This is a genomic window from Candidatus Nitrospira salsa, from assembly GCF_965152625.1.
Map to the genome: position 1 here is coordinate 287,324 of NZ_CBCUCO010000004.1, position 26,459 is coordinate 313,782.

Below are 26,459 nucleotides of genomic sequence, written 5' to 3' on the forward strand. Positions count from 1 at the left end.
AATTGACATCCATAATAGAAATCCCCATAATTTAGGGTTTGCACCTATGATTTACGAAGGAGACTATTACTGTGTCAATGACTTACAGGCAGCCATCAAATCTTAAACGAAAACGAGACCACGGATTTCGAAAACGGATGAGCACAAAAAATGGGCGAAAAGTTCTTGCAAGAAGGAGAAAAAAAGGACGTACTCGTCTCACTGTCTCAGATGAGTAAATGCGACTCATCTGGATATTGTCTGTTTATCAAAAAAACACAGGACTACAATCAGGTAAAACGTATGGGGCAACGCGTACAACACCCATTGTTCAACCTCATGTTTTGTGAAAGTCAGCAACCTCAATCACGTGTGGGCATTGTTGTTGGACGACGATTTGGGAAAGCTGTACTTCGAAATCGAGCAAAGCGTATTTTTCGGGAACTGGTGCGGGCCATACAGGATGATTTAGTAAAAGGGTATGATATTGTTATCTTCCCAAAGTCCCCTGTATTACAGAAAAAATTTCAGATTGTTCAGGAAAATTGGAAAGTAGCCCTTCACAGGATTGGGGTTCTTCGTCCCACTCCTCATCATTCTTATCCAGACTCGTTCTCTGGATAATCTCAGTCTATCAACAATGGGTTTCACCTTTCTTGGGACCGCACTGTCGGTTTGAACCGTCTTGTTCTCATTACGGTTACGAAGCCATTCGTCGGTATGGACTCGTGAAGGGGGTAGGGCTGACAACCCTCAGAGTTCTTAAATGTCAGCCATTCCATTCAGGCGGGACTGATCCAGTTCCCTAATCCAAATTTCGATATTTCTGAACTCTTACTCGTTTTTATTTTGAAACACTCGAGGCCTGCTCTGAATCGGGACCACCAAAAACTGTCTAGGAAGCATTAACGTCAATGGAAAAACGAGTCGTTCTTTTTATCGTGTTGTGCTTGGGAATCATCATTGGCTGGGACATCGTCATGAAAGAATATGGCTTTGCCCCTCTCAATGATACATCCATCATTGACCAGACCGAAGACGCACGATTGGTGGAAGATGAAGAGAAAGACCAGAAGACGGTCGCGACTTCGTCCTCTGCTGAAACGGAGACATCTGAGAAAGGCCAGCTTTCTTTAGATGCTTCTCAAGCAAGTGAGACGGACCAACAAGAACAGATCGAAACGATCGAGACTCCTCTCTATCGAGCCCAAATTTCCAACCGCGGGGCCGAGATCACAAGTTGGCAATTATTACGATATTTGACGCAGTCTGAAGATCCGCTACCTGTCGAACTTGTGTATGCAGAGGGCCAGTTTAACGAACCGTTATCACTCGAAGTCTCGGATCAAGACACCACAAAACTCTTTCAACAAGGGCTGTATACCGTTCAGCGAGATTTTTCCACTCTCGATGAAAACCATCCGGTTGGCCATATGACGATGACCCTTCAATCCAAAGAAAAAGATCTTTGGATTCAGAAAGAGTTTACCTTTCACCATGATTCCTATGTTGTTGATGTGGTCATCAAGAGTGAAGGTATTGAAGAAGATCTTAATGTCCTCCTAGGAACGAATTTCGGCATTGTGGAATGGGGGCAAGGGTTTATTGGGTCGTTAGGGCCAGCTTGGATGATTGGAGAGAAGCTGGAAAAAGAGCTTCCCGAATTAAATGAAAGTGATGCAGTCGACACCAAGCCACATGTCGAGCGAACGGGCGATATTCGTTGGGCTGCACTGCAAGACAAATATTTCATGAGTGTGGTGATTCCTGAGAATGCTGAGGGTGTGTTTGCCATAGAAGAATTGGAAAACGTCATAACGGCCGGAGTGCAGTTTCCTGGCTCGAGTGAACAACAGAGTTATGCCTTTCGACTCTTTGCCGGACCCAAGCAGTTTGATCTACTCAAAGACTTTCAGCTCGGCCTGGAAGACACGATCGATTTTGGATGGTTTATTTATGATAGTTGGAGTGTGGTCAAAGCCGTGGCCAAACCACTGTTCTATGTCCTTCGGTACTTTTATGACTATACTCAAAATTATGGCATTGCCATCATTCTCCTGACCGTCTGCATCAAACTGCTATTTGTTCCACTCCAGTATAAAAGTTACAAGTCCATGCAGGGCATGCAGAAGATTCAGCCAAAGGTTTTAGAGATCCAAAACAAGTTTAAAGACGATCGTGAGCGTCTCAATAAAGAGTTGATGAAACTCTACAAGGACCATAAGGTCAATCCGGTCGGTGGCTGTCTCCCGATGTTCCTACAAATGCCAGCGTTTATCTCGTTATTTAATATCTTGTACATGACCGTAGACCTTCGGCAAGCTCCATTCATGCTTTGGATTACTGATTTATCTGTTCCGGACCCTTACTATTTGCTGCCCATTTTGATGGGAGCCTCCATGGTGTTGCAGCAGAAGATCATGCCGACGACAATGGACCCCACTCAAGCGAAAATGATGTTGATCCTCCCAGTCTTTCTGACATTTTTATTCCTGACCTTTCCAGCTGGACTCGTGCTGTACTGGGTTACAAACAATGTCCTGACGATTACACAGCAGTTTGTGACAGACCGCTATATCTTCAAGAAGCCTACCTTTTCATCACCACAGCCAAGTCCCGAGATAGCCTCTGGGTCCGACCCCATTGATCAAAAGAAAAAGAAGAGTGAAAATGAGTCTCCGAGCGAGAATGCAAAGGGTAAGTCCAAACGAAAAAATCGAAAGTGAGTATGCAGCTCGATGATACGATTTGCGCGGTTGCCACTCCTATTGGCGAAGGGGGGATTGGCATCGTGCGGGTTAGCGGTCCAGAGGCGTTCGGGATGACCTCGAACATTCTTTCGCTTCGACGAGGAAAGTCCTTGGAGACGATACGAAGCCATCAACTCTACCTTGCAGACGTGAAGGTCTCTTCTCAGGACTCTAAGCAAAATCTTTCAATCACCAAAGTCGATGAAGCGTTAGTCGTGCTGATGCGATCCCCAAAGTCTTATACAGGGGAAGACGTGGTAGAGATTCACTGTCATGGGGGAAGCCTTATTTTGACAACAGTTTGTGAAGCGCTCATTCGTTATGGTGCACGATTAGCGGAACCGGGCGAGTTTACCCGGCGTGCCTTTCTACATGGTCGTCTGGATTTAACGCAGGCTGAAGCCGTCTTAGATACGATACGCGCGACGACAGCAACAAGCCTTCAAGTGGCGCAGGAGCAACTCCAAGGCTCATTGGCAGAAAAAATTGACCGGATGAGAGATGAATTGATTCATGTGTTGGCCCATCTGGAGGCAGGATTGGATTTTGTTGAAGAAGATATTACGTTTCTTGGACAAGATGAGCTCAAACGTGTTCTCCAATCTCTTGAAGTGGAAATCACGAATTTACTGAAAACGGCTGAAGATGGACGAATTATTCGAGAGGGTGTCATGACGGCCATCGTCGGAAAGCCAAACGTTGGAAAGTCGAGTTTATTGAATACACTTTTGGAAACGAATAGGGCTATCGTATCGGCTATTCCTGGCACCACACGTGATGTCTTAGAAGAAGTGATGAGTATTCATGGTATTTTGATTCGGTTGCAGGACACGGCAGGCATTCGTGAAGCCGGGGATACACTGGAAGAAGAAGGAATCCGGCGTTCCACAGAGGCACTTGAACAAGCAGAACTTCTTTTACTCGTGCTAGATGGTTCACAAGCTCTTTCTGAAGAAGACGCTCTCCTCATCAAGAATAGCGTACAGAAAAAGCGCGTGATAGTCTTGAACAAAAGCGATTTACCAGGAAAAGTACGTGAATGTGATATTCACGTAATGCTTCGTGAGTCTGCGGATGATCCACAAGAGGCTCGTCGAACAAAAGTTGTTTCCATATCGGCAAAAACACGATCTGGATTTGAGCAGCTTTGTTCCAATATAAAGGATGTGTTGATTACAGGACAGCTTGAATCGAGAGATGCCGTCATGATCACTCGACTTCGGCATAAACAGGCGTTACTCTCTGCGTTAGAGGCCATCACGAATGCGCTCGTTGCGATTGAACAGGGGTTTTCCGCGGATTGTGTTGCTGTTGATGTTCGCGCATCGTTAAACTTCTTGGGAGAAATTACAGGGTCGGTCAGCACTGATGATATCCTTGATCGAGTCTTCGCAGAATTTTGTATAGGCAAATAAATCGATATGAATAAAAAGAGCAAGGCCCATGTCTAGAAACGTTGATGTCATTGTGGTTGGGGGAGGCCACGCCGGTTGTGAGGCAGCACTTGCGGCTGCCCGCATGGGTTGCCAAGTGGCCATGGTGACGATCGATGAGACGAAAATTGCTCAGATGCCGTGTAACCCTGCCATGGGTGGAATAGCTAAGGGTCATTTAGTAAGGGAAATTGATGCTCTAGGCGGGCAAGTAGGTATTAATACTGATTTATCTGGTATTCAATTCCGTATGCTTAATACGAAAAAAGGTCCGGCTGTCCGTGCGCTTCGAGTTCAATGTGATAAGAGACTGTATGCCATGTCTATGCAAGAAACCTTGCGTCAACAAGAGGGTTTGCAGATTATTTCTGCCACGGTAGACCGTATTATCACACGAAATGGTTGTGTTGAAGGGGTTGTACTTCAAGATAAGACCGAGGTCCTTGCACGTGCCGTCATTTTGACCTCTGGCACATTTCTCAAAGGACTCATGCATGTCGGACTGAATCATCTTCCCGGTGGACGAGCAGGAGAATATTCTGCGGAACATCTCTCTGACTGCATGAGGGATTTAGGCTTTGAAACGGGACGACTCAAAACAGGGACTCCTCCTCGTCTTGATCGGGACAGTATTTGTTTTGAAAAAACTATCATTCAACCTGGGGATTCCCCGCCACGGCCATTTTCTTATCGAACTGAGTCGATTCCCAATTCCCAAATACCCTGTCATATTACCTATACCAACAAGGAAACCCATCGAATCATTCGAGAAAATTTAGACCGGTCGCCCATGTACTCAGGGATAATCGATGCAACAGGACCTCGGTACTGCCCGTCAATTGAAGATAAAGTGGTCAGGTTTGCAGATAAGACGCAACATCAAATTTTCCTGGAACCGGAAGAGTTACAGGGAAATTCTTATTACCCGAATGGGATTTCAACCAGCCTTCCCATTGATGTGCAGCAAGCCCTCGTGAAAACCATACCGGGTCTTGAGCAGGCCAAATTTTTACGACCGGGTTATGCCGTTGAATATGATTACTTTCCTCCTCGACAACTCCATGAGACCTTGGAGGCTAAACTTGTGGATGGTCTGTATCACGCTGGTCAAATAAACGGGACGTCTGGTTACGAAGAGGCGGCGGCTCAGGGAATCATTGCAGGGATAAATGCTGCGCTTCGCGTAAGAAATGAACCGCCACTCATATTAGACCGATCGCAAGCCTATATTGGCGTTCTTATTGATGATTTAATTACAAAAGATACGCTTGAGCCCTACCGGATGTTTACCTCCAGAGCCGAACATCGTCTGCTCTTACGACAGGATAATGCAGATATGCGTTTAATGGACATTGGGCATGGACTTGGCCTTATCGATGAAACGTTGTATCAAAAATTTCATCATAAGCGAGAGCGCATGCAGCAGGAAATGAAACGGCTGCAGGCGACGACACCGACAAAGTCAAACGGTTTTCAGAATATTGAGATGTTGGGTATTGATCTCAGTACGAATAATCTGACATTGGCTCAACTTCTCAAAAGGCCCAATATCTCTTATAAACAGCTCGTTGATCTGTCTCTTGAGCAGGATTCATACGATGAAGATTTTTGGGAATCTGTTGAGATCGCCGTGAAGTATGAGGGGTATATCACACGGCAAGAGCAACAGGTCGCGAAATTTAAGAAATTGGAAAATCGTCGTATTCCAGTCGACTTTGCATATCATTCCGTCACGGGATTCTCGAATGAAGTTCTTGAGAAATTGAATAGCGTCAAACCATCTTCCATAGGGCAAGCTTCACGCATTTCAGGCGTGACCCCGGCTGCTATTTCTCTTCTCCTTGTCTCATTAGATCGTTATAAACGTCAGCAAAATTGTATAAGTTCGTAAGTTTTATGACCTCCTTATGGTGTGTTTGGAAACCGTAGGGGTGAGTCATGAGAGGAACCGCTATCTCGCGCGGATTTGGCTTATTTGAATCGGCTGAAAGTTAATTGGTTTCGCTATAGTCGTAAAAAAGGTATGCTTGGACGCGATAGTTCCTATGAAAATTAGAACCTATATGCAACATGAAATGACGCATCAGCCATTCAGATATGTCAATTATCGGCGTCCAAGTGGACCACTGTTGGCCTAGGGTTAAAAGGTGATACTCGCGAGGCCTCCGTACCATTGCTATTGAGTGTTTTGATTACAGGTGTCCTTGGCCACGATCGTTGTGGGTTATAAGGCTCATTCATGGGGTTTTTGACGTTGAAGTCTATTAGGCAACTTACGTTTTGATTACAGGTGTCCAAGTTCCACGTGGAACATGAGAAAAACATAGAAAATTTACTTGTTGATGGCTCGGCACATATTGGAGTCAAGCTGCCTCACGACGCAATAGAGAAATTTATAGTATATTTTGATGAATTGCGTCGTTGGAATGCCAAAATTAATCTGACAAGCTTGAAAAACAAGTCAGATATCATAGTAAACCTTTTTATAGACTCTTTAGCAGGGTCGCTGGCGCTTGATTTAGGAAAGAAGCTGTCAATTATTGATATCGGAACTGGTGGTGGCTTTCCGGGATTGCCGTTAAAAATTGCGTTTCCTGAAATAACACTCACACTCATAGAGCCAAAGTTAAAAAAGACAGCGTTTCTTCACCATATAATAGGAGTAATTTCTCTTCAGGAAGTATTGGTGAAACAACAAACAATTCAGGAGTTCGTAAAAGCTAATGACTCTGGTTGTTCCTATGATTGTGTCGTATCAAAGGCAATAAGTCCTGAAGATATTTTTCCATGTGTTCTTTCCGTCTTGCATAAGGAAAGCCGAGTGTGTATATACCGTTCACGTCCTATTGGCATAGCAGATTCATATTTTGGAATGAACCTTAGTCGGGAATTATCATATGAATTGCCACACGGGTACGGGGAGCGCGTCTTAACTGTCTTACAACCAGCCGATAGTTTATTGAAGTAATCATGGTATCAAGTTTTTTGATGACAGGTATCCTTGATCGCGATAATTTTGATTTATGAGTGTGATTCATGTGCATTCTACGTTGAAAGTACTCTCCTTAATGTGATGTTTTGATTAGAGGTGTCCATGTGTTCCACGTGGAACTTTGTCATTTAATTCTGGAGTGAATAGTTGAAAAAGATTATTGCTGTCGCAAATCAAAAAGGCGGTGTCGGTAAAACAACCACGGCCATTAATGTCGCCGCCTCAATAGCTTTGCAGCAGTATTCTGTCCTTATTGTTGACTTAGATCCACAGGCCAATGCCACAAGCGGAATGGGAATACAGTCGCCAAAAGCCACAATCTATGACTGTCTGATGGCTCGAGACTTTATCGAGGACTCAATCGTTAAAACAGAAGTGACGGGTCTCGATATGATTCCATCGAGTACGGATCTCGTCGGGGCAGAAGTTGAGTTGTCTAGTCTTTCAGGGCGAGAAGAAGTGTTAAAAAACATTATGGATAAAGTCAAAAATGATTATCAATGGATCATCTTTGACTGTCCACCTGCACTCGGACTTCTCACTATTAATGCACTCGTGGCAGCCACTTCCGTCTTAATTCCAGTGCAATGTGAGTATTATGCCATGGAAGGTTTAGGGAGATTACTTGGCAATGTTGACCGTATTAAGGAATCAATCAATCCCCATCTTGAATTAGAGGGTATTGTATTGACGATGTATGATTCTCGTATTAATCTATCTCGCCAAGTTGAAAGCGAAATACGAGAATATTTTAAGGATAAGGTTTATCAAGCGATGATCCCAAGAAATGTTTCCCTCGCAGAGTCACCAAGTTATGGCAAACCGGTCTTACTTTACAACGCCGCATCGTCCGGCTCTCGTGCGTATGTTGATCTGGCTAAGGAGATCATCGCCTGATGGAAAAGAAAGCACTTGGTAAAGGGTTGCAGGCTCTCTTGCCTGAAAAAAAGAAGGTGAATTGGAGCGTGGGAGAAGAGATAAAGTACATCTCTGTTAACCAGATTATCCCGAACCGCTATCAACCACGAAAAGTCTTTGATGAAACAGAAATGACAGAGTTAGCGGCGTCATTGAAGGAACATGGTGTTCTTCAGCCTGTACTTGTGAGACGAACTGGTGATGGAGCTTTTGAGCTTATTGCCGGTGAGCGCCGATTGCGGGCGGCAAAAATTGCCGGTCTTGCAGCGATCCCGGCCCTCGTTCGGCTTTCAAACGATGAAAAGTCTTTGGCACTCGCTATGGTTGAAAATGTCCAGAGACAAGATCTCAACCCTATGGAAGAGGGGCGCGCATATGTTCAATTAATTGAGGAATTTGGCTTTACTCAGGATCAAGTCGCCAATGCTGTGGGAAAAGACCGTTCGACCATTGCCAACGTCACACGCCTGTTAACCCTGCCAAGGGAAGTACAAGAGTTTATCGAACGCGATCAAGTCACCTTGGGGCATGCCAAAGTGCTGTTAGGTCTGAAGAAGGGTGAGGAGCAGATTGCGGTTGCTAAGCAGATTGTTCAGGAAAGTTTATCGGTGCGAGGAACAGAAGTTATTGTTTCTAAAGTTAAAAATTCTATATCTCCTCGTAAGATCATAAAAAAACAGGCAGAATATTTTCATATCGAAGAGCAGTTACGAAGACATTTAGGATCAAGAGTCAATATTGCTAAGGGCAAGAAAGGCGGAAAGCTGATTATTCACTTTTTTTCAGAGGAGGACCTTGAACGAATTACAGGTTCTATCTTGGAATAAGAATTGCTGCCAATTATTATATGGAAAACGCATGTAAGCAATTGATTGTCCAGTCTAGGGTGAGGTTTCGACACATGATGCTGATGACCCTCAACATGGAAAATCTGGATAGTCGGTCTCAAAGGCCAATGTCCAAAACGTAAGGGGGGTTTGTTATGTTTGGAAAAAGTAGCAATGCTGATGCAGATCAATCTTCAGGCTTTACGGAGGGAGCCACATCAATGGGAAATGCCAAGCCATTTGACTTAGAAAAAGCTGCTGGTGACGTCATTGCCTTTGTCGGTGAGGGCGTGACTTTTAAAGGAACCATTCGGTACAAAGGCTCGGTTCGTGTGGATGGTCGCCTTGAAGGAGAGATTTTCACGGATGGGATTCTCATTGTCGGAGAAAAGGCCGTGATTTCTGCCAAAATTGAGGCCGGGACTATTGCCTGCCAGGGGCGAATCACTGGTGATATTATGGCAAAAGAACGCGTCAAACTCATGTCTCCTGCTGTCTTTGAGGGGTCAGTGAAAACGCCGTCTATTTCTATGGATGAAGGTGTCCTCTTTAATGGGACATGTGTGATGCCGAAGGCTGGTGAGAGCAAGTCAAAAGAAACCTCCTTCATTGGAAAAGCCGAAGAAACTCTCAAAGTATCGTAACTCTTTGCCGAAGATACCTATTGAGCCAGTTTCGCGGGTTATAAGGACTGCCATGAAGGCAGGCGTTTAGAGGAGGCAAAGACATGTGGGGCGAGAAAGGCAAACCGAAAAAAGAAACGATTTTTGAAGATGACCATTACACCTTTCTAGGAAAAGGTGTCGACTTTAAGGGTAAAGCCCAGTTTGAAGGCACCGTTCGTGTTGATGGACACTTTGAAGGAGAAATTACCACTGACGATACGTTAATCATTGGAGAACACGCCGTGATTAAAGGGACGATTAACGGTGGAACCATCGTCAGTGGCGGTCGCGTGGAAGGCAATATCACCGCCTCCCACAAAGTGCAGTTACTCAAGCCAGCCGTTATGATTGGAGATGTGCATACCCCGGGGTTTTCGATGGAAGATGGAGTGTATTTCCATGGTATGTGTGATATGGGGGCTGCGCCTGCACAAGTATTTGATGTGGAAGCCGACGAGCCAGAGAATGGGAATCAGAACTCCAAAAGTCTTCAAGTTGCTCATGACTCTCTTTCATAATTTTTATTGTATCCAGCGGTAAATATCTCGTGTCTATTCGACCTACAGTTGTCCTGGGGATGAGCGGCGGAGTCGATAGCTCGGTCGCGGCTTCAATTCTGGTTGAGCAGGGCTATGATGTTCAAGGTGTAACCCTTCAGGTTTGGGAGGAAGAAACAGAAGAAACCAGAACATCAAAGCGATGGGAAGAGCGAGGGTGTTGTAAGGTTGGAATCGCTAAACATGTTGCTCAACTACTAAATATTCCCCATGAAGTCATCGACACCCGAGAGATTTTTCAAAAAGGGGTCATTGATAATTTCACTCAAGCCTATCTCAGCGGAGAAACCCCAAATCCTTGTGTGAGATGTAATGAGCGGGTCAAATTTGGCTCGTTGTATACACATGCCAAAAGAATAGGTGCTGATTATGTGGCAACTGGCCATTATGCAAAGATTGGGAAAAGTCCAAATGGGCTTCTTCAGCTCGGCATAGCCGAAGACCGAAAAAAAGATCAGTCATACTTTTTGTATCGCATTTCACCTGACTGGCTTCCGCATATTCTCTTTCCGGTTGGCCAACTTCAAAAATCTGAAGTATGGAGTCGTGCAGAGAAAATGGGTCTTCCAACTGAGGAATTAAAAGAAAGTCAGGAAATTTGTTTTGTGACTCAAGGTGACTACAGAGAATTCCTTAAGGTTAATGCCCCAGAGTCGATGAAGCCTGGAACGTTTGTTGATATGCAGGGAAGTCCCATTGGGAAACATAATGGTGTGGCCTTCTATACATCTGGCCAACGAAAAGGACTAGGGATCGCCACTGGTGAACGTTTATATGTTCATCACGTGATTCCTGAAAGCAATACAGTCGTCTTAGGGGCTGCAGAAGACCTCGATATGTGGGAATGCCGTCTTTCGGAATTAAATATTTTTCATCAGGAACATCTCACTGAGGGAGCGAATGTCCTTGCCAAATGCCGCTATGCGACAACCCCGGCAACTGCAACGGTTACCTGGGATCAAGAAGCTACTATTGTGCTGAAATTTATTACACCTCAACGCTCGTTAAGTCCCGGACAATCAGTCGTGTTTTATGATGAAGCCGGCTGGGTGTTGGGTGGCGGGATTATTCAGCGTGGTCAAGAACCCATTCAGGTTCAACGTCAGAAGCCTGCCTCATCGCTTCAGTCCTTATAAGTTTTTCCATTAGTCTTACAAGCGTAAATTTCTGTATTTGAGTTGACAGCCCCACTCACCCATGCTAATTTTGCCTCGTTTGTGCTCTCCTCCGTTATATAGCCGTTCCCAAAAGTATCGACACATGTCGTGTAAAGTCACGTAGTGTCATGGTTGACGCTAGTGATTGTTACGTCAGAAGGAGTGAGAGACGCGAATAGAGGATGGCCATGCATCGTGTTCTTAGTCATAAGAACGGTTATATCTACTGATTGGCACCTGTGCCGTCATCCTGAAGTGTGGTCTTTATCGCTTCATAATGAAGAGACCATTCCAAACACGGATTCTTACAATCTGGACGGTGTCTAACCAACGGCAGCACTCTCAAACTATTTTGGTTCAGTAATCCTCAAAATGAATTTTAAAAGGTTTCAGTAAACCGTGAACAAACGTTCAGTTGCGCGTCGGTATGCTACCGCGCTTTTTCAATTGCTTGACGATCAGAGTATTACCGTAGTCTCCAAGAGCTTGGATACGATATCCGAATCGCTCGCGGCCTCTCAATCGTTTAAACACGCCCTGGCCTCCCCGATTTTTACCTTTGAGGAAAAAGTGGCTCTGCTCCATGAAATGAGTGAACGGTCGGGTGCGCCTTCAATCCTGAAGCAATTTTTCGAAGAACTGTTAAGAAAAAATCGGGGAATCCTTCTGCCTGAAATCGGGGAAGCCTTCAGTGATCTTGTTGATGAAAAAAATGGTTTGCAGCATGTATGGGTTTCTTCAGCCAATCGATTGTCTTCAACGGAGCAGGAAGAACTGCAATCGGACTTGACCCGCAAATTAAACCGGGCCGTTAAAATCAAATTTGACACGGATGACAGCTTAATTGCCGGCCTCCAAATTCGCATTGGAAGCCGTGTTTTTGACAGTACTGTGCGAGGAAAATTAGCCAATATGAGGACCCGCCTGGCAAAGGGGTAAATTATGCAGATTAAGGCAGAAGAGATTAGTTCCATCATTCAAGAAAAAATTAAAGGGTTTGACCAGCGGGTCGACGTGCAGGAGATGGGCTATGTCATCCAAGTCGGTGACAATATCGCCAAAGTTTATGGTCTAGATGGAGCCATGTCCGGGGAGCTGCTTGAATTTCCCGGTGGGTTATATGGAGTTGCCCTTAATCTAGAAGAAGATAGCGTGGGTGTGGTGTTACTCGGGGAAGATGTGGGCATTCGTGAAGGAGATCCTGTTAAACGTACAGGTCGGATCGCTGAAGTCCCCGTGGGCGAAGCCTTGGTTGGTCGAGTTGTTGATTCGATTGGGATACCTATTGATGGAAAAGGCACTATCAATTCCACTGAGTCTAGGCTGCTTGAAATCAAAGCGCCTGGTGTTGTGGATCGGCAATCGGTTGGGGAGCCTCTGCAAACTGGCCTCAAAGCCATTGATGCGATGATTCCTATTGGGCGCGGACAACGGGAGCTCATTATTGGCGATCGTCAAACGGGAAAGACGGCTATTGCCGTTGACACCATCATTAACCAAAAAGGCTTAGATGTCTATTGTTTCTACGTTGCGATTGGCCAAAAACGTTCGACTGTTGCCCGAGTGGTGAAGACGTTAGAAGATCATGGGGCAATGGAATATACGACGGTCATTTCGGCTACCGCCAGTGACTCGGCTTCGCTACAGTTTTTTGCGCCATATGCCGGTGTGACCATGGCGGAATATTTCCGTGATAATGGGAAACATGCACTCATTGTGTATGATGATTTGTCCAAACATGCCACCGCCTACCGTCAGCTTTCCCTTCTGCTTCGTCGGCCCCCAGGCCGTGAAGCCTATCCAGGGGATGTGTTTTATTTGCATTCTCGGTTATTAGAACGTGCCGCAAAGATGAGTGAAGAAAAAGGTTCTGGTAGTTTGACGGCCTTGCCAATCATCGAAACGCAAGCCGGTGACGTCTCTGCCTATATCCCCACCAACGTGATTTCCATTACTGATGGGCAGATCTTTCTAGCTTCCGACTTGTTTTATTCTGGCATACGGCCAGCGATTAATGTCGGCCTCTCGGTCTCACGCGTCGGGGGGTCCGCCCAAATTAAAACCATGAAGCAAGTCGCGGGAACACTGAGATTGGATCTGGCGCAATACCGAGAAATGGCAGCATTTGCTCAGTTTGGCAGTGATTTGGATAAAGCCACGCAAGCTCAATTGGCAAGAGGAGAACGGATGGTGGAATTGCTCAAACAAGAGCAATACAAACCGATGCCAGTTGCCACGCAAGTCCTTTCCATTTATGCAGGCGTCAATGGCTTCCTTGACAATGTGCCGGTCAATAAAATTCGTGAATTTGAACAAGGGCTCATCGCGTATGTGAAAGAGAAAAATTCTCAAATGCTTGATGAGGTGAAATCGATTAAGAAAATTGATGATGAATTCGGTGGCAAACTCAAGCAAATTATCACGGAGTTTAAGAAATCAAAAGGGTACGAATAACACCTCTAAAAAACGTATCTCGTTAACTGTGAGTCGTATCTCGTAAAAACCAGAAAGACTCTTCACGCGAGCGACGAAATACGCGAAACGAACGACGCAAGAGAATTATGCCAAGTCTTCAAAGTCTTCGACGGAAAATTGCTTCCGTTAAAAATACCCAAAAAATTACCAAAGCCATGAAAATGGTGGCGGCCGCAAAATTGAAGCGTGCGCAAGAACGGATTCTCGCGGCTCGACCCTATGCTCATCAATTACGGGAAGTCATGAGTAATTTAAGCCAACGCGTCAACAGGTCCGCCCATCCGCTCTTAAGCCGACGTGATGGCCAGACGCTTGAACTACTGGTGGTGACCAGTGATCGTGGCCTATGTGGAGCCTTTAACACGAATATCCTTCGTCGGGCGGGCGAATTTTTAGAAGAACAACGTCGACTAGGGAAACAGGTCTCGGTGAGCCTTATAGGCAGGAAGTCCATTGATTTTTTTAAACGACGTGATTGGCCTATTCGACAAGAATGGCCAGGGGTATTTGATCGTCTCAGCTTTGAACATGCCTTGGATATTGGTCAGAACGTTGTGTCTGAATATCATGCAGGCACGTTTGATCATCTCTATGTTGTCTACAATGAATTTAAATCCGCTATGCAGCAAGAAGTGATTGTCGAGAAATTCTTGCCCATTGAATCCCTTCATGAAGACCAAGAAGAGGATGCCCCAGAAACCGTAGGCGGCTACCTCTATGAACCAGATGAAGGTGAATTATTGGAGACGTTGTTGCCGAAACATTTTGAGATTCAAATGTATCGTGCACTGTTAGAGTCAGCCGCTGCGGAACAGGCTGCACGGATGACGGCTATGGACGGAGCCACGCGTAATGCTGGCGAGCTGATTAAGAAGGTGACCTTGTTTTATAACAAAACTCGTCAGGCAGCGATTACCAAAGAACTGATGGATATCGTCGGCGGCGCTGAGGCTATTCAATAAATTAAGGGTTGTGCAGGAACCGTTTATGTCACAGAGTTCCTAAACCTTTTCCAAACCAAGGAGTCTATGGTGGGTACCGATACAGAAAACGGAAAAATCGTGCAAGTCATTGGACCGGTGGTCGACATTGAGTTCCCGCCAGGAAAGCTCCCGCATATTTTTAATGCCTTGACGATTGCTCAAGTGGCGGGGGAACAGACTGGTGAGGCCGGAGACACATTGACTCTGGAGGTGGCTCAGCACCTTGGAGAAAATCGGGTTCGCGCAATTTCTATGTCCTCGACTGATGGGTTAGTCAGAGGGCTTGAAGTGGTGGATACCGGTGCCGCGATTTCCGTTCCAGTGGGAAAAGAAACATTGGGTCGGATCATGAACGTGTTAGGTGATCCAGTTGACGGGTATGGCCCTGTTCCAGCGAAGAAACGTTGGTCCATCCACCGTTCTGCTCCAGCGTTAGAGGACCAAGAAACCAAAACTGAAGTCTTAGAAACCGGTATTAAAGTTGTTGACTTGCTGGAGCCTTATGCGAAAGGTGGAAAAGTCGGACTCTTTGGTGGTGCTGGCGTAGGAAAAACCGTCATTATTATGGAGCTGATTAACAATATTGCATTGCATCATGGGGGTTATTCAGTTTTTGCCGGAGTCGGTGAACGAACTCGCGAAGGCAATGACTTGTGGCATGAAATGCAGGATTCTAAAGTTATTGACCCTAAAGACTTTTCCAAGTCTAAAGCGGCACTTGTGTATGGTCAAATGAACGAACCACCAGGGGCTCGACTGCGTGTCGGCTTAACAGGTCTGACCATTGCCGAATATTTCCGCGATGAAGAAAACCAAGACGTGTTGTTGTTCGTGGATAATATATTCCGATTTACGCAAGCAGGCTCGGAAGTGTCAGCATTGTTAGGACGCATGCCATCAGCCGTCGGTTATCAGCCAACGTTGGGAACCGAAATGGGAACCTTGCAAGAACGTATTACGTCGACGAAAAGTGGTTCAATCACCTCCGTCCAAGCCGTGTACGTTCCTGCAGACGATTTGACCGATCCTGCACCAGCGACGGCGTTTGCTCACTTAGATGCCACGACTGTGCTGTCGCGGAGTTTGGCAGAGCTGGGCATTTATCCAGCTGTGGATCCATTGGACTCCACATCTCGGATTTTGGATCCGCAAATTTTGGGTGAAGAACATTACGGAGTCGTGCAACGCGTCCAAGGGACGTTGCAGAAATACAAAGATTTGCAAGACATCATTGCAATTTTGGGAATGGATGAGCTCTCAGAAGATGATAAACAAACCGTGGCCAGAGCTCGAAAGTTACAACGGTTCTTATCGCAGCCCTTCCATGTCGCCGAAGCCTTCACCGGATCTCCTGGGAAATATGTGAAATTGACGGATACCGTTCGCAGTTTCAAAGAAATTGTCGATGGCAAATATGACCACCTACCGGAACAAGCCTTTTATATGGTAGGTCCAATTGAAGAAGCCATAGAAAAAGCTGAAAAATTGGGGTATAAAGTGTAATGGCTCTTTCTCCTACCGCCGTGACTGCAGGTAAAATTCTTTTAGAGGTTGTCACCCCCGACCATCGTCTGTTGAGCCAGGAAGTCGATTATGTTTCTGCACCTGGGAGCGAGGGTGATTTTGGTGTCCTCCCTGGGCATTGTCATTTTTTGACGACGTTACGCATCGGTGAATTGCACTATCGTATTGGCGAAGAAACGCATTTTATGTCTGTTCTCTGGGGCTTTGCTGAAGTGACTCCGAAGAAAGTGACCATTCTCGCCGAGATAGCCGAAAAGGCCGAAGATATCAACGTTGAACGTGCTGAAGAAGCCGTCCGAGAAGCTGAGCAACAGCTGGAACGTGGCGGACTTCCTTCAGAAGTAAAAGAAGCACAGGTTAGTCTCGAAAAAGCTCGATTGCGGCAAAAAATTGCAGGTCGTCTGAAACAGCGTCACTCTCTTTCCTAATAAGCTTCCTTTCAGGCTCCTACCTTCTCCTACCTTCTGCGTCCATTTTCTTTAAACAGCCGTCACAGAAATATTTCGTTGCAGGGTGTTGAGAATTGACTCTTTCGAGTCATTCTTTAAGAAAATGTGTGCCCAGACTTCCAATTGAATAAGTTTTGTCTTCAAGGTCGGGCTTCCAGAGATGTGGTCAGCTAAATATGTCCGTTCTCGTGAAGAGAGGCCAAATAGCTCCGAGACGAAGGACTTGTCAAAAAAATCTGAGGAGATTTTTGAACGACGATAGGCATCAACAGAAAATGGTCTTTTTGATCGATGACTCAGATCTGGCGGCAAATACCTCTTGGCCACCTCTCTGAGTATCCATTTATCACAAAAAAAGAGGTGATTAGTATCAAGAGTTGTTGGTGAAAATCGGACCTTGTGCTTATAAGGAACATTTACCGCGAGCTGAACTAATTTGGTATCAAGAAAAGGAAATCGGGACTCCACGCTTGCGGCCATGCCCATTGAATCATTGCGGTGAAGTAAGCCTCGTAGACCATAGTTGAGTAATTTTAATGATTTGCTCGTACTATTGTGTAATGTCGTGCAGTTGGTTAATTGTTTCAGCTCGTCGATTTCATCATTTTCCAGATTCACTTCAAATCGGTTATGTAATCCCAGTATCAATTCATGAATGTTTATGTTGCGATTTTGTCTGGAGGACAATGTTGCTCCGGTGAATCGTAGGAGTCTTTTACTTATGTCTTTAATATAGTGCCGCCATTGTTGAATATTTGGTACGACCCAATTATAGCCTAAATAGCATTCATCGGAGCCTTCTCCAGATAAGACGGCTTTAATGCGATGACTGTGAATCAATCGAGAAACCAACAGTATGGGGATAGACTGAGGACATTCATAGTAGGGGTGTCCAAAATGTTCAATGACATCTGGCATGCTATCGATAAAGTCCTGATCATGTACATTTACTGTGTTCAATTCCAACCCCAAGTGTTCAGCGAGCCGAGTGGCGGCCTCCAACTCACTGTTCGGTCCCACAATATTGGCGTGAAAGATAGCAAGGTTTTTGTGAAAAGTTGCTGCCATGGCCATGATCAACGACGAGTCAACCCCACCGCTGCACAGGGCTCCAACGGGCACATCGGCTACCAATAATTGTTTTCTCACACTTTCTAACAATAATTCCTCTATTTCATCGACCAAATTTTTCGGCTTTAGGTTCTGCAAGCGATTGGCTTGAGTTTGATCCCAAAAGTCAGTCATAGAAAAGAACGGACTGGTGTGACTGGCATGACCCGCTTTGATTCTCAGTATCGTACCGGGAGAAAGACTCCTGATGTTGTGAAAAAAGGTGTGGCCTTTTGTAGGTCCACCAAATCCAAAGAGAAATGATGAAATGGAGAGTTTGTCAGGAGTGAAGGTGAGCCACGGTCGCATGGCTTGGATCTCAGACGAGAAGAGAAATACCTCATTGGTATCACAAATAAAGAGTGGCTTCATGCCGAACCGATCACGAACAAGGGTGAGCGTCTGCTCTAATTTGTCATAGAGCGTAAATGAGAACATCCCTTCAAGAGTCGGTAGTGTTTCTTCCACACCATCTGTCATAAGACATTGCAACAACGTTTCAGTATCGCTCGTTGTCCTGAATGTATGGCCTCGACGTTCTAACCTTTCTCTCATCTCTTTAAAATTATAAATTTCTCCGTTGTACACCAGCGCATAGCGGCCCTGGGGGTCCCAAAAAGGTTGATTACTCCGTGCCTGCAAATCAAGCAATGACAGTCGAGTATGAACAAGACCGATGCCGGTGTCGGCATGAATGCCGTAAGAATCTGGTCCTCGATGTTCAAGAAGCAGAGCCGTCTTCTCGAGCTTTGACTTGTCTGGAACGGTGTCATGCTGATGATGGAGAATTCCAAATATTCCGCACATAATATTGGTCTCCGAATCAGGAATAGTTTGAGCGTTCGATTGAACAAGGTGACACGAACAACGAATCCATTTTTATCTCAATGGATCATATCGGACTGAGAACGGTCCTAACGCTCAATAATATAAAATGGAAAAGTTCTAAAGAGTCTCTTCGGCTCGGTCGATAGGAAGTATTAATCTTTTCCTATGACCGTTTCAAATAACTTCCGATGTTTGGGGCCTATAGCCGATTCCATGAACTGTCAATGTTTGATGTGGATCATGACGCTGGGTTACTTAGATACCTGTCATGCTGGCACCAAAATGATTACTAAGTCGTCATTATTGTTTGTCCATCAATAAAGCTTGGTCTTTGGAACGATCGTATCCAAGGGCTAGCTTGACTGGAACTTATTTAAATTCGCTAGAGTCTTACGCTGTCTAGGCTACTTTGAATTAACACTTCAGTGGGAAATCAGAGTTCAACATTGGCTGCCCATGCAGTTCTACCACTGGCGTGCAACAACCGTGGCCTAGGCACCATTGGAAGTTAATTGGAGTCGTTGATAGTGGTTGGTAGAAATGCCATGCCATTGAACTGGAATATGCTCTCTATCGAATATGCGGTTGCCTGAAATCATCAAAAAAATCCTTCGCCTTCGCTATCCCTGTATTCGGTTATGGGAAAAAACGGTGAGTCGACTCCGATACCCATCCGCGTATCTCTGGCGTTTTCTGTTATTTCGAACCACCATTATTGCCATTTCTGGCAGTACGGGAAAAACAACCACGAAGGAACTCTTGGCAGCAATTCTATCCTCAAAATACCTCACGGCCAAAACATCCGGGACGTGGAATGCGTATAGATTCGGAGGTGTGGCGGGAACGATTTTGAGTGTCCGCCCATGGCATCGGTTTGCGGTGATTGAAACGGCGATTGAGGCCCCCGGCGACATGAAGCATCTGGTCAAGATTCTACGGCCTGATATCGTGGTCATGCTTGGCGTAAAACTCTGTCATTCGAATACATTTAAGAACATAGAAAATATCGTCAAAGAAAAATCTGAATTAGTTCGTACTTTGGGAGCGAAGAAGCGTGCCATTCTTAATGGCGATGATCCAAACGTTGCAGCCATGCGTGCGTTAGGTTCTTTCGAGACCTGTCTGTTTGGAACAGGCGAAGATGCCGAGTTTCGGGCTTCTCATATTAATTCACAATGGCCGGAACGTCTTGAACTTCAGGTACAACACCGTGGTGAGACCCAAAAAGTTCATACCGCATTTATTGGGACCCATTGGGTGGATTCGATTCTTGCGGCCCTGGCAACCGGCGTTTCTTGTGGGGTTCCGTTAGCCGATGCCGTTCAAGCCATTGAAGCGATTCAGCCATTTTGGGCGCGGATGCAGCCCGTGACCTTACCGAATGGCGCCACGATTATTCGAGATGAGTGGAATGGTTCAATCACGACCTTTCAGACGGCATTCTCTGCCATGGAACGGGCGATTGCGGAGCGAAAGTTTATCGTGGTCAGTGATTTTTCGGATTCAAGTTTGAGCCCTCGCGACCGTGCTCGTCGCCTTGGTCGTCAGGCACCTCAAGTGGCAGATTGGGCGATATTTGTTGGAGAACGAAGTCACTATGCCAGCCGCGCTGCGCTAAATGCCGGGATGTTGCCAGAACGCGTTCATTCGTTTTTTACCGTTGCAGAAGCCGCATTGTTTTTAAAGGATGAGTTAGGTCCTGGGGATCTCGTCTTACTCAAAGGCAGGACGAGCGATCACCTTTCTCGAATTTTCCTCGCGCAACTGGATCATGTCACCTGCACGTTAGAGACCTGTCCACGCCAATACCTCTGTGACCGATGTACGCAATTGGGGTTTGAATGGGACTCGAAGTTCGATGGTTTTATGGCCCCTCCCCATATTTTGGTCTAAGGAACGCTCACACTTCTTATTCCTATCTCCATAACATTCCACGACTGCTCAGAAAGCCCTCAACTTTTTCAGGAAATGAGTCGATCTCATAGAGTATGAGCTCTTGATTGTTTCGAGCGCTGTCTTCGAGAAATTTCTCTATCGATCGGATTGGGCATTTCAGTTATTTCCCATTCAACCTCATTCTTTTTTCTTTGTTGACGATTCATGAATTGGACTTTTTATAAAGGGCACGAGGTTTTTCAACGCTACCAAGAACAGTGGGATAACCTGAACGCAAACATCGATAACCATGTGTTACTTGATTCGAAGTTTTGGGAAGCACTCGTCAAATACTTTTCAAATGAGAAGACCTTATTGGGTATTTCTAATAGTCGAGAATACCCTGGAATGGTTTTGGTAGAGAATGTTGGGTTAGGAATGTGGAGTACGTTTCAACCGTCTCAGGCACCGATTGGGCCGATTCTTCTCGGAAATCCAACAAATCTCGAAGAGCAAATGAGAGGAATATTGAAAAGTCTTCCAGGCTATGCATTGGGCTTAGGTGTCACGCAGCAAGATCCTCACTTTGGTGTGTTTGATTCTGTCGAAACGCACGAGAGAATCGAAGTGAAGAGCTATATGAAAACGGCACGAATACCAATACACGGAGACTTTGAACCATATTGGAATAAGAGAGCCAACGACCTCAGAGGGAATGTCCGAAAACGTTTGCGGCGGTTAGAACGAGAGGGACTGTGTCCATCGGTCGATGTCCTGCAGGCTCCTGAAGACATGCAGCGTGGGATACAGGAATATGGGAGATTGGAAGAATCAGGCTGGAAGGGTCGAGAAGGCACGGCGGTGACGTCCGATAATGTTCAAGGGCAGTTTTATCAACATCTGCTAGAGAAGATGAGTCAAGCCAACGAAGGTGTGATCTACACTCTACGATTTAATGAAAAACCTGTCGCCCAAAAAATCTGTCTTCGACGAAATGGCATGATCGTCTTTTTAAAGATGGCCTATGATGAAACCTATCGACATCTCTCGCCTGGTTTTATTCTTCAATATGAAATTTTAAAACGATTGTTCAACGACAAAGAAATCGAATATGTGGAAACCTATGGCCGTGTGAACGAAGGATGGACAGATAAATGGACGAATGACTTTCGTACGATGTATCACATTAACTACTTTCGCCATATGAGCATTGTGCTTGCCAAAAATGTATTTGGGGGTAAGCCGGAAGAAACTCATGTCGGTGGATAACCGTTCTGGAGATAGAGTTGACCAGAGTGCATAACGCCTCAGGTTCTCTCGTTTTTACGATTTGAAGGAGATTCGAATGAATGTTGCTGCGATCTTCGCGCGCGCCAGACAGGCAAAGAGTCAGAGTGGAAAGGGTCTTCTCGCACAGGCGATGGAGATTGTGCGCCTGCATCGGTCTCGTGGAAAGATTGGCCCTTCGGAGTACTTTGATTATGGATTATTTGATGATCAGCGGTATGACGTGTCAGCAAAAGAAGAGTTTATTGGATGGAATAGCGAATCGTTCATTAATAATACCTTTAATAAAGTTGAATGGGGTGGACTGTCTCTCGACAAGATTGTGTTTTATACATTTATGGAGGGAGCAGGAATTCCCTATCCGCGTATCCAAGCGATTTTTGATATGAACGGTCGGTTTATTAAAGGAATTCCGACATTTTCTTCTCAGGAAACGCTGACCATTTATCTCAAAAGCCAAGCTGTCTATCCCATTTTTGTCAAACCGAGTCATGGAAATTTTGGGCGTGGCGCTCACTACTTATCTTCCTATTGTCCGCAAGATGATTCTGTCGTGTTCGCCAATGGTACACAGTCATCGATTTCTGAATTTATCGAGGGTCTCGAAACCAAATTATCCGGTGGGCAAATTTTTCAGGATGTGTTCAAGCCTCACCCTGATCTGGCGATTCGATGTGGCTCACGATCTTCAACCCTGCGCGTCGTGGTGATTATGACAAAGTACGGCCCTCAGCTTTGCCGTGCTGTCTGGAAAATTCCAACGGGTAGTAATATTATTGATAATTTCCAACATGGTCGGACTGGGAATTTGTTAGCTTCGGTTGATGTCACGACAGGTGATGTCTACAGAGTAATCGGGCAAGCCACCGATGGAGAATTCACGCAGATTTCGACTCATCCTGATACCGGTGCTGAACTGAGGCCTCTCAGGATTCCTGATTGGGAAAAAGTGGAAGATCTGTGTCTCACAGCCGCTCGACTTCTCCCTGGTTTACGCTTGTTGCATTTCGATGTGGCAATTTCTGACAAGGGCCCACTTCTCTTAGAAGTGAACTTCCGAGGAAACTTAGACCTTCTCCAACATGCTTCAGGAAAAGGGTTTTTATCGCCGGAAGTTAGCGCAGCTCTTGAGGATCACGAAGCGTTTCGTCAGGAAATTGCCTCGATTGTCCAACGGACGATGCGAGAACAACAGGGTTCATCTGGAGCCTAATCGGCACTTTCCTTCCTGTACACACAATATTCGGTTCGTTCATCATCTGCTGACTTGTGCTACCTATCGTTCCTTTGACAAACAGATCTTGTTTTCAGCCGGTGTCCTTCAATCCGCCTACTGGGAGTTGGTGTCATTGCGTTGGAAATGGTTCCAAGATTCCATAGCGAAACCACATAAGTTTTTACCGGTGCCCTAGATGGTTGTATGTTCCTGTTTGGAACGTTTGTAGATTGCTATAGTGTCAGAAGAGCTTTGGCTCAAGAACATGGCTCATTCCCATTCCCTTATTCATCGTATGCATTTCTTATCGTCCTAGGTTTTTGCTCTCTGCCGGGGTTCGTCCCGGCAGCCGAGGCCCTTTTGTTTCGGCAAAAGGACCCAAAACCATGAACGCCCAGGCCAGGCTCATCGGATGAGATGAACCCCGTTTGGTAGGGCGGGCAAACTCGCTTCGCTCAAACAAGCCCGCCCAGTATGAGAGGCGCTCACTCAACGGACTCTAGCGAAACCTCATTCTTTCTCACGGAATGCACATGCCTGGTCAAACGCAAGAACACATGTCAACTATATGAAAAAGTCGTGGCACGGCTAGAGCCAGCAGGCGTCAGATCATAGGTAGTTAGGAAGCTATAGGACGTGGTGATTGTCTGATCATGAAGTGTATTGGAGCAACTTATAGATGACGGAGGGAGGATAGCCTAGTAGAATGCTTTCTAGAATTGTTCTGAAATTTTTTCTGGTGTTTAGAGACAATGAGTAAAGGCAGTCGTAATTCAGCACATTGAGCTTCAGTGATGTTCATAGAGAACACTCCAGGATAAAAAGCTTCTGCTCTGATCGTACTACACAAAATGTTGATTTCAGTATTTTGAGGGAATTGTCATGCCGCACGTTGAAACACGAACGGAAATTATTGTGACTCCTGGGGAATCCACGAAGCGGCTTGATCATTTTCTTGCCAATCGAGATCCGTATTTCTCACGAACCGCTCTTCAACGTCTTATCCTTGAGAGCCATATTACCGTTGATGGGCAATCAGTCAAGCCAAGTCATAAGATCAAGCCCGGCGATCGAATTGTTCTCACGGTTCCTCGTCCGGAACCTATAGAAATAGAGCCTGAGGACATTCCGGTCGAAGTGATGTATGAAGATGAGGTATTACTCGTTATTAATAAGCCGGCCGGGCTTGTGGTTCATCCTGCTCCTGGACATTGGAGCGGGACGTTAGTGAATGCGCTCTTGCATCATATGGTGCAGCGTGAGGGAAACCTTTCAAATATTGGCGGAAAGGAACGTCCTGGACTAGTCCATCGATTGGATAAAGATACGACCGGGGTTATGGTGGTCGCTAAAAACGATCAGGCCCATCGATCCCTTGCGTCGCAGTTCAAGCAACATAGCATTAAGCGAGTCTATGAAGCTGTTGTGTGGGGAAAACCTAAAGCCAACCAAGGTCGGATTGAATTAGCCATTGGCCGGGATACGAAAGATCGAAAGAAGTTTTCCGCTCGGACGACGCGACCGAAAGAATCGCTGACCATGTACCGAGTCCTTGAGCGGTATGGAAAATGTGCGAGTCACTTGGAATTGATTCCCGGCACCGGCCGAACCCACCAACTGCGTGTACATCTCAATTCTCTGAACTGTCCAATTTTGGGTGATGCCACATATGGCGGGAAAAAAGTGATGGCGGTGCAAGACATTGTGGTTCCCCGTGTGATGCTTCATGCGAAGGTGTTGGGTTTTGTTCATCCTGCAACTCAAAAAGAATTGCTCTTGCAAGCCCCATTGCCTCTGGATATAGTTGGGGTGATGGAAGGTCTGCGAAACGCCACGTCTACGGCGGACCGTCGCTCGACTGAACGGAACGAGAAATAAAGATGTTCAAGAGAAGTAAGGGATATTGGAAAAATGGAAAAACCTAAAGAATTAGAATCTTCGCAAGTCATCGATATTTTAGGGGAATTGGTTGCGGCTCTCGCCACGTTTTCAGCGAAAGTTCCGGCTCAGTCGTTTATGTCGATTCCGGGCGGAATTCGCCCAACCGAAGAAGCCGTGGAGTCCTATGAGGATATCGTGTATCGATTCCGTGATCGAGCCGGAACAACCTTTAAGAGCCTGAGTCCGCTTTTCATTGATTCACTGGAAGCGTTCGAAACCGGAAAAGTCTTTAATGCAGTTCCTCCACTCCAGCAAGCGGTAGAGCAATTAGTCGAGATTCACAAAGATAAGAAAATCGCAACGACCCAAGCAGGGCAGCAACGGATCCAAGAGCTGTATCGCCGTCTCCATAAACTGTTGCCGGAAGCCAACAAACCGGAGCTCGAACTCCCGCCTCCCACTTCCTACTAATGCCCTTTTCAACTTTGGGGAACGTTGAAAAAGTCGACGAGCTTTGTTCTCCAAACTCGTCGCTCATGCCGGAATGCGTCGCTTGTTGCTCGTAAAGCTCAGTAAAGAACGTGAAGCATCCTTCGTGTAGCGTGAAGCGTATCTCGTGAAGAAAAGGCAGAAGACTCTTCTCACGGAATACGAGGTGCGAGCGACGAGATACGAGATACGTTTGTTCCCGTTTACAAAACCAGCCGTTCCAACATCTTCAACCCGTTTGACAGGCCAATATCTTTTCGAAATCGTTCAAATGCTGGAAAAACGAGCGCACCCAAGTCAGGGTCGTTGGGATCGAGCGCCTCTTGAACGGCATCGAGTTCTTTCTGACTAAGTTGAATGCCCTCAGATCTGGCGTAAATGATAATCGCTAAACGCACAGTTTCATTGCCCAAGAGTGTCTGAAGAGTTTGGGCGATTTGAAAGGGTGCAGCCTGTTGAAAAATAACCTTCACCGTGTTGTTCAAGATTACGGGTTGACGATCAAGCTTGCCGTTATCCAGGAGGTCTTGTTTCACTAAACGGACTCGGCTTGGCACCGAAATTAAGTCTCGTTTAATGGCAATGACGAGCCGAATCGGCAGTCTCGGAAGTGAACGGACATCTCGAACGACAGAAATGGGTAGGTCGGGAATAAGATGAAGCGTGGCGGCTGTTGCATCGGCCACATCACCGAAGAATTGTCCTGTCAGAAGCAGATCGATCACCTGTTGCGCTTCTTTGGGCTTCAAACCGGCCGGTAAGGGAACACGTTTCAGAGCGGCACGAATGGCTTTCGAGTCACGAATATCAAATGATGAAATTTTTTTACTTTTCCCACTGTCTTTGGTGCCTGTCCCTTTGGCCAAAAACATCATCAGAGCAGGAAAGTTCAAATCACGAATGAGTGGCAAGAGATCGGCAGCTTGTTCACGTGAAACTCGCCTTTCTCTGACGCGATCTTTCATGCGAAGACGAAGTTCTGCAAACCCTTCATCCAATAATTGATCAAACCCTTCAATTCGTCCAATCATTATTCCACCTCTTATGACAGTTGATGAGAAAAA

At 45.8% G+C, this 26,459-nt stretch carries 23 protein-coding genes and 1 pseudogene; 22 read left to right on the forward strand and 2 right to left on the reverse strand.

The genetic code is table 11. The features are described 5' to 3' along the window. The first annotated feature begins 77 nt into the window (after nucleotides 1-77). The 17 genes and pseudogenes from rpmH to ACWQXP_RS15395 all read left to right on the forward strand — a co-directional run bounded on the left by rpmH (nucleotide 78) and on the right by ACWQXP_RS15395 (nucleotide 16,688). On the forward strand, nucleotides 78-218 hold the full coding sequence (gene rpmH, locus ACWQXP_RS15315) for a 50S ribosomal protein L34 (RefSeq protein WP_447971938.1): 141 nt from the start codon (nucleotides 78-80) through the stop codon (nucleotides 216-218). After that, on the forward strand, nucleotides 151-603 hold the full coding sequence (rnpA, locus tag ACWQXP_RS15320) for a ribonuclease P protein component (protein WP_454063748.1): 453 nt from the start codon (nucleotides 151-153) through the stop codon (nucleotides 601-603). Before rpmH ends, rnpA begins: the two co-directional genes overlap by 68 nt. Then, nucleotides 600-788, forward strand: coding sequence for a membrane protein insertion efficiency factor YidD (gene yidD / locus ACWQXP_RS15325; RefSeq protein WP_454064715.1), 189 nt, complete (start codon nucleotides 600-602; stop codon nucleotides 786-788). Before rnpA ends, yidD begins: the two co-directional genes overlap by 4 nt. A 105-nt stretch (nucleotides 789-893) precedes the next feature. Beyond that, nucleotides 894-2,558: pseudogene (yidC, locus tag ACWQXP_RS15330) on the forward strand (membrane protein insertase YidC); the annotation flags it as partial. A 149-nt stretch (nucleotides 2,559-2,707) separates the two neighbouring features. Continuing rightward, on the forward strand, nucleotides 2,708-4,144 hold the full coding sequence (mnmE, locus tag ACWQXP_RS15335; RefSeq protein WP_454064716.1) for a tRNA uridine-5-carboxymethylaminomethyl(34) synthesis GTPase MnmE: 1,437 nt from the start codon (nucleotides 2,708-2,710) through the stop codon (nucleotides 4,142-4,144). A 28-nt stretch (nucleotides 4,145-4,172) separates the two neighbouring features. Continuing rightward, a complete protein-coding gene (gene mnmG / locus ACWQXP_RS15340) occupies nucleotides 4,173-6,053 on the forward strand; it encodes a tRNA uridine-5-carboxymethylaminomethyl(34) synthesis enzyme MnmG (protein WP_454063749.1) in 1,881 nt (626 codons plus the stop codon). 414 nt (nucleotides 6,054-6,467) lie between these two features. Next, complete coding sequence (gene rsmG, locus ACWQXP_RS15345; protein WP_454063750.1) at nucleotides 6,468-7,130, forward strand: 16S rRNA (guanine(527)-N(7))-methyltransferase RsmG; 663 nt, start codon at nucleotides 6,468-6,470, stop codon at nucleotides 7,128-7,130. Between the two features lie 171 nt (nucleotides 7,131-7,301). Next, nucleotides 7,302-8,051 (forward strand): ParA family protein, encoded by a 750-nt coding sequence (locus ACWQXP_RS15350; RefSeq protein ID WP_454063751.1) that lies wholly within the window; start codon nucleotides 7,302-7,304, stop codon nucleotides 8,049-8,051. Beyond that, nucleotides 8,051-8,899: a ParB/RepB/Spo0J family partition protein gene (locus ACWQXP_RS15355; protein WP_454063752.1), complete on the forward strand. Its 849-nt coding sequence runs from the start codon at nucleotides 8,051-8,053 to the stop codon at nucleotides 8,897-8,899. The genes ACWQXP_RS15350 and ACWQXP_RS15355 overlap by 1 nt, the downstream gene beginning before the upstream one ends. 155 nt (nucleotides 8,900-9,054) lie before the next feature. Beyond that, nucleotides 9,055-9,543, forward strand: a complete 489-nt coding sequence (locus tag ACWQXP_RS15360) for a bactofilin family protein (protein WP_454063753.1) — start codon at nucleotides 9,055-9,057, stop codon at nucleotides 9,541-9,543. Nucleotides 9,544-9,626: 83 nt separating this feature from the next. Further along, nucleotides 9,627-10,082 carry a bactofilin family protein gene (locus ACWQXP_RS15365; RefSeq protein ID WP_454063754.1) on the forward strand — a complete coding sequence of 152 codons (456 nt, stop codon included), beginning with the start codon at nucleotides 9,627-9,629 and terminating at the stop codon, nucleotides 10,080-10,082. Nucleotides 10,083-10,111: 29 nt separating this feature from the next. Continuing rightward, nucleotides 10,112-11,257: a tRNA 2-thiouridine(34) synthase MnmA gene (gene mnmA, locus ACWQXP_RS15370; protein ID WP_454063755.1), complete on the forward strand. Its 1,146-nt coding sequence runs from the start codon at nucleotides 10,112-10,114 to the stop codon at nucleotides 11,255-11,257. 420 nt (nucleotides 11,258-11,677) lie between these two features. Continuing rightward, nucleotides 11,678-12,217, forward strand: coding sequence for an ATP synthase F1 subunit delta (gene atpH / locus ACWQXP_RS15375; protein WP_454063756.1), 540 nt, complete (start codon nucleotides 11,678-11,680; stop codon nucleotides 12,215-12,217). A 3-nt stretch (nucleotides 12,218-12,220) separates the two neighbouring features. Then, a complete protein-coding gene (gene atpA / locus ACWQXP_RS15380; protein ID WP_454063757.1) occupies nucleotides 12,221-13,732 on the forward strand; it encodes a F0F1 ATP synthase subunit alpha in 1,512 nt (503 codons plus the stop codon). Between the two features lie 107 nt (nucleotides 13,733-13,839). Then, nucleotides 13,840-14,715, forward strand: a complete 876-nt coding sequence (atpG, locus tag ACWQXP_RS15385; protein ID WP_454063758.1) for an ATP synthase F1 subunit gamma — start codon at nucleotides 13,840-13,842, stop codon at nucleotides 14,713-14,715. Nucleotides 14,716-14,781: 66 nt separating this feature from the next. Further along, complete coding sequence (gene atpD / locus ACWQXP_RS15390) at nucleotides 14,782-16,239, forward strand: F0F1 ATP synthase subunit beta (RefSeq protein ID WP_454063759.1); 1,458 nt, start codon at nucleotides 14,782-14,784, stop codon at nucleotides 16,237-16,239. Beyond that, the gene (locus ACWQXP_RS15395; RefSeq protein WP_454063760.1) at nucleotides 16,239-16,688 is read left to right on the forward strand and encodes a F0F1 ATP synthase subunit epsilon; all 450 of its coding nucleotides are present in this window, start codon (nucleotides 16,239-16,241) and stop codon (nucleotides 16,686-16,688) included. Before atpD ends, ACWQXP_RS15395 begins: the two co-directional genes overlap by 1 nt. A 51-nt stretch (nucleotides 16,689-16,739) precedes the next feature. Here the strand turns inward: ACWQXP_RS15395 and asnB are convergent, their stop codons facing one another. Beyond that, the gene (gene asnB, locus ACWQXP_RS15400) at nucleotides 16,740-18,626 is read right to left on the reverse strand and encodes an asparagine synthase (glutamine-hydrolyzing) (RefSeq protein ID WP_454063761.1); all 1,887 of its coding nucleotides are present in this window, start codon (nucleotides 18,624-18,626) and stop codon (nucleotides 16,740-16,742) included. A gap of 606 nt (nucleotides 18,627-19,232) precedes the next feature. Between asnB and ACWQXP_RS15405 the strand changes: the two genes are divergently transcribed. The 5 genes from ACWQXP_RS15405 (at nucleotide 19,233) to ACWQXP_RS15425 (ending at nucleotide 25,377) form a co-directional block, all read left to right on the forward strand. After that, nucleotides 19,233-20,540: a Mur ligase family protein gene (locus tag ACWQXP_RS15405; RefSeq protein WP_454063762.1), complete on the forward strand. Its 1,308-nt coding sequence runs from the start codon at nucleotides 19,233-19,235 to the stop codon at nucleotides 20,538-20,540. Between the two features lie 207 nt (nucleotides 20,541-20,747). Continuing rightward, the gene (locus ACWQXP_RS15410) at nucleotides 20,748-21,791 is read left to right on the forward strand and encodes a GNAT family N-acetyltransferase (RefSeq protein ID WP_454063763.1); all 1,044 of its coding nucleotides are present in this window, start codon (nucleotides 20,748-20,750) and stop codon (nucleotides 21,789-21,791) included. Between the two features lie 76 nt (nucleotides 21,792-21,867). Next, a complete protein-coding gene (locus tag ACWQXP_RS15415) occupies nucleotides 21,868-23,022 on the forward strand; it encodes a sugar-transfer associated ATP-grasp domain-containing protein (RefSeq protein ID WP_454063764.1) in 1,155 nt (384 codons plus the stop codon). A gap of 885 nt (nucleotides 23,023-23,907) precedes the next feature. Further along, a complete protein-coding gene (locus ACWQXP_RS15420; RefSeq protein ID WP_454063765.1) occupies nucleotides 23,908-24,903 on the forward strand; it encodes an RluA family pseudouridine synthase in 996 nt (331 codons plus the stop codon). Between the two features lie 33 nt (nucleotides 24,904-24,936). Further along, the gene (locus ACWQXP_RS15425) at nucleotides 24,937-25,377 is read left to right on the forward strand and encodes a hypothetical protein (protein ID WP_454063766.1); all 441 of its coding nucleotides are present in this window, start codon (nucleotides 24,937-24,939) and stop codon (nucleotides 25,375-25,377) included. 221 nt (nucleotides 25,378-25,598) lie between these two features. Here ACWQXP_RS15425 and ACWQXP_RS15430 read toward each other — a convergent pair whose 3' ends face one another. Further along, nucleotides 25,599-26,426, reverse strand: coding sequence for a hypothetical protein (locus tag ACWQXP_RS15430; RefSeq protein WP_454063767.1), 828 nt, complete (start codon nucleotides 26,424-26,426; stop codon nucleotides 25,599-25,601). Between the last annotated feature and the right edge of the window lie 33 nt (nucleotides 26,427-26,459).